At 35.0% G+C, this 3,126-nt stretch carries 4 protein-coding genes; all 4 read left to right on the forward strand.

Annotated elements, in window-relative coordinates; genetic code table 11:
* The coding region (locus tag EZH24_RS09330; protein WP_137998887.1) for a F0F1 ATP synthase subunit B family protein at positions 1–361 on the forward strand (361 nt) is incomplete at its 5' end.
* 38 nt (positions 362–399) lie between these two features.
* Positions 400–972, forward strand: coding sequence for an ATP synthase F1 subunit delta (gene atpH / locus EZH24_RS09335; RefSeq protein WP_137998888.1), 573 nt, complete (start codon positions 400–402; stop codon positions 970–972).
* A gap of 14 nt (positions 973–986) precedes the next feature.
* Positions 987–1,619, forward strand: a complete 633-nt coding sequence (gene atpH / locus EZH24_RS09340) for an ATP synthase F1 subunit delta (RefSeq protein ID WP_137998889.1) — start codon at positions 987–989, stop codon at positions 1,617–1,619.
* 28 nt (positions 1,620–1,647) lie between these two features.
* On the forward strand, positions 1,648–3,102 hold the full coding sequence (gene atpA, locus EZH24_RS09345) for a F0F1 ATP synthase subunit alpha (protein WP_137998890.1): 1,455 nt from the start codon (positions 1,648–1,650) through the stop codon (positions 3,100–3,102).
* Positions 3,103–3,126: the final 24 nt, after the last annotated feature.

Genomic DNA, 3,126 nt, shown 5'->3' on the forward strand with positions numbered 1-3,126 from the left:
AGAAACTGCTAAAAAATCTCTCGCAGAAACTGCTAAAAAATCTCTCGCAGCTTATAGAGAGCAGATAGACAACGCTAAAAACGAGGCAAATTCTATCATAGAAAACGCTCGAGTGGAGGCGGCAAGAGTCAGAGAAAATATTATAAGCGCGGCGAGAGAAGAAGCGGAAGCGAATAAGAATAAAATCATGCTTGAAATAGACAGGGCGAAAGAAGAAGTTACAAATAATATGAGAAAGCAGACTGTTGATATTGCGGTTGTTATGGCGGAAACCATACTTAAAAGAAATATAACGAAAGAAGATAATCAGGCTTTGATTGACGAGTTTATTAATAATGTGGAAAAAGAAAATAAACTTTAAAACGGAAAAACTTTAAAAAACTTAAAGGTTGAGCGGAAATGAAAGATATTGATAAAATAAAACTTTTGAAACCTACGGCTAAATCGATATTTGAAATAGCCAGAGAATTAAATATGGTCGATAAAATCTATAACGAGCTTGTCGAATGTTCAAAATTGTTTCAAGATGAAGATATAAAAAAATATTTTGTCGACAAAAGCGTTCCTAAAAAAAAGAAAAGAGAAATAATAGAAAATAAACTTAAACCTATTTTTTCTAAAGCGACTTTTGTTTTTATATCAATATTAATGGAACATGAGGTTATGGAAATTCTGCCCGATATATTGAGTTTTTATAAAGAAATATCGGACGAATATTATAATGTAGTTCGAGTAAGAATAATCACCGCGGACGAAATAGACAAAGAAACCGTAGACAATATAATCAAAACCGTAAAATGTTTTTCAAAGGGAGATATAGTTTACACAACCGAAACGGATAAAGATATTATCGGCGGAATAATCGTTCATGTCGATTCCGTTGTTTACGATTATAGCGTAAAAAATCAAGTGAATCGTCTGCAAGATAAATTTATAAACAGCGGCGGAAATAAAATTTTTAAAATATTTTAGGATTTTAAGAAAATATGGATTCTATGACTGATAATATTTTAAGTAATTTGAAAAAAGAAATACTTAAAGAAATTACTAAAGAAAAAGCGAGCAGATTTACCCGCATAGTGAAAAACGAAGCGAGCGCAAGAAATTATGCAAAAGCGATGTTCGATGCGGCGCAGGAGCTTGGAAAAATAGAAACCATAAAAAACGACTTTAATACGGTTTATTCTTCCATGCTTATCGATAAAGATGTTCTTTCGTTTTTTACTTCCGCTTTCGTTGACGGAAACATAAAAATCGGAATATTGAAAAAAGTTTACGGAGAGAGCATTGCCGAAGAAACTTTTAATCTTCTGTCTATATTGATAGAAAGAGATTTGATTAATATATTGGTGGCAATAATAGTGGAATACGAAAATTTATGCAACGAATATTATAATATTTTGTCGACTAAAATCATAGCTTCTTCGGAAATAGAAAATATTGAAGCGTTGAAATCGTCAATAAGAAATATGGTAGATAAGGATGTTCATTTTACCGTTGAAATAGACGAGTCGATAATGGGCGGAATAATAGTGCAAATTGACGATGTTATTTACGATTACAGCGTCCGAAGATTATTGGAAAATGTAAAGGATTCGCTTTTTGCGGAAAATAATTAAAAAGTAAAGATTAAAAAGAGGAATATTTATGAATATAAAAGCTAACGAAATTGCGGCTATCTTAAAAGAAGAGATTAAAAATTATAAGGCGGATTTTTCTCCAAACGAAGTCGGAGTAGTAGTCGAAGTGGGAGACGGAATCGCGAGAGTTATGGGACTTCCTCATATAATGGCTAACGAAATGATTACTTTTGAATGCGGTTCGATTGGAATAGCTTTTAATTTGGAAGAAGAAACTATAGGAGCGATAGTTCTTGGAGATTATACGGCGATAAAAGAAGGAAGCAAGGTAAGTCGATTAAAAAGAATATTGGAAGTTCCAGTCGGCGAAACTCTTTTGGGAAGAGTAGTTAATCCTTTAGGGACTCCTATAGACGGACGAGGAGATATTAACTCGGATAAAAAAAGAGTAATAGAATTTCCAGCGCCAGGAATAGCGGATAGGCAATCGGTAAAAGAGCCTCTGCAAACGGGAATAAAGGCTATAGATTCGATGACGCCGATTGGAAGAGGACAAAGACAGCTTATAATCGGAGATAGAAGCACGGGAAAAACTTCTATCGCTTTGGATACGATTATAAATCAAAAAGGAAAAGATGTTATATGCGTATATGTGGCGATAGGACAAAAGGCTTCCACAGTCGCTGGAGTCGTTAATACTTTAAGACATTACGGAGCTTTGGATTATACGATAGTCGTGGCTGCAACGGCGTCCGATTCCGCTCCCTTGCAGTATATAGCTCCTTATTCTGGATGCGCAATGGCTGAATATTTTATGTATGAAGAAAAAAAAGACACTTTGGTAGTTTATGATGATTTATCTAAACAGGCTAACGCTTACAGACAAATTTCTCTTCTATTGAGACGTCCTCCTGGAAGAGAGGCTTTTCCAGGCGATGTATTTTATTTACATTCGCGCTTGCTTGAAAGGGCGGCAAAATTAAGCGATGATTTGGGCGGAGGTTCTTTAACCGCTCTCCCAATAATCGAAACTCAAGATAACGAAGTTTCCGCATATATACCTACAAATGTCATATCGATTACCGATGGGCAGATATATTTGCTTCCGAGTTTATTTATGAGCGGAGTTCGTCCCGCAATCGATGTCGGAATTTCCGTTTCGAGAGTCGGAGGAAACGCTCAAATAAAAGCTATGAAAAAAGTTTCTGGAACTTTAAGGCTCGATTTGGCTTCATATAGGTCTTTGGAAGCGTTCTCTCAACTTGGAATCGGACTCGACAAAGCGACTTTATCCCAACTCGACAGAGGCGCTAAAATGGTTGAATTATTAAAACAAAAACAGTATAGCCCGATTCCCGTAGAAGAGCAGATAGTTATATTATTTGCCGCCACGAAAGGATTTTTGGATAATATCGAAATTGAAAGAGTGCATGAATTCGAATGGCGACTTCTTCAATATATGAAAGCTGATAAACAATATATACTTGACGAGATAAAAGAAAAAAAAGATATAGAAAATTAAAGAAAAAAAAGATATAGAAAATTT

Origin of the sequence: Brachyspira catarrhinii, assembly GCF_005518285.1 — a bacterium.
GTDB lineage: Bacteria > Spirochaetota > Brachyspiria > Brachyspirales > Brachyspiraceae > Brachyspira > Brachyspira catarrhinii.

Bases quoted from the DNA above. Each gene is read 5' to 3' on its own strand.
- atpH (WP_137998888.1), top strand. From the start codon at position 400: ATGAAAGATATTGATAAAATAAAACTTTTGAAACCTACGGCTAAATCG.
- atpA (WP_137998890.1), top strand. From the start codon at position 1,648: ATGAATATAAAAGCTAACGAAATTGCGGCTATCTTAAAAGAAGAGATT.
- atpH (WP_137998889.1), top strand. From the start codon at position 987: ATGGATTCTATGACTGATAATATTTTAAGTAATTTGAAAAAAGAAATA.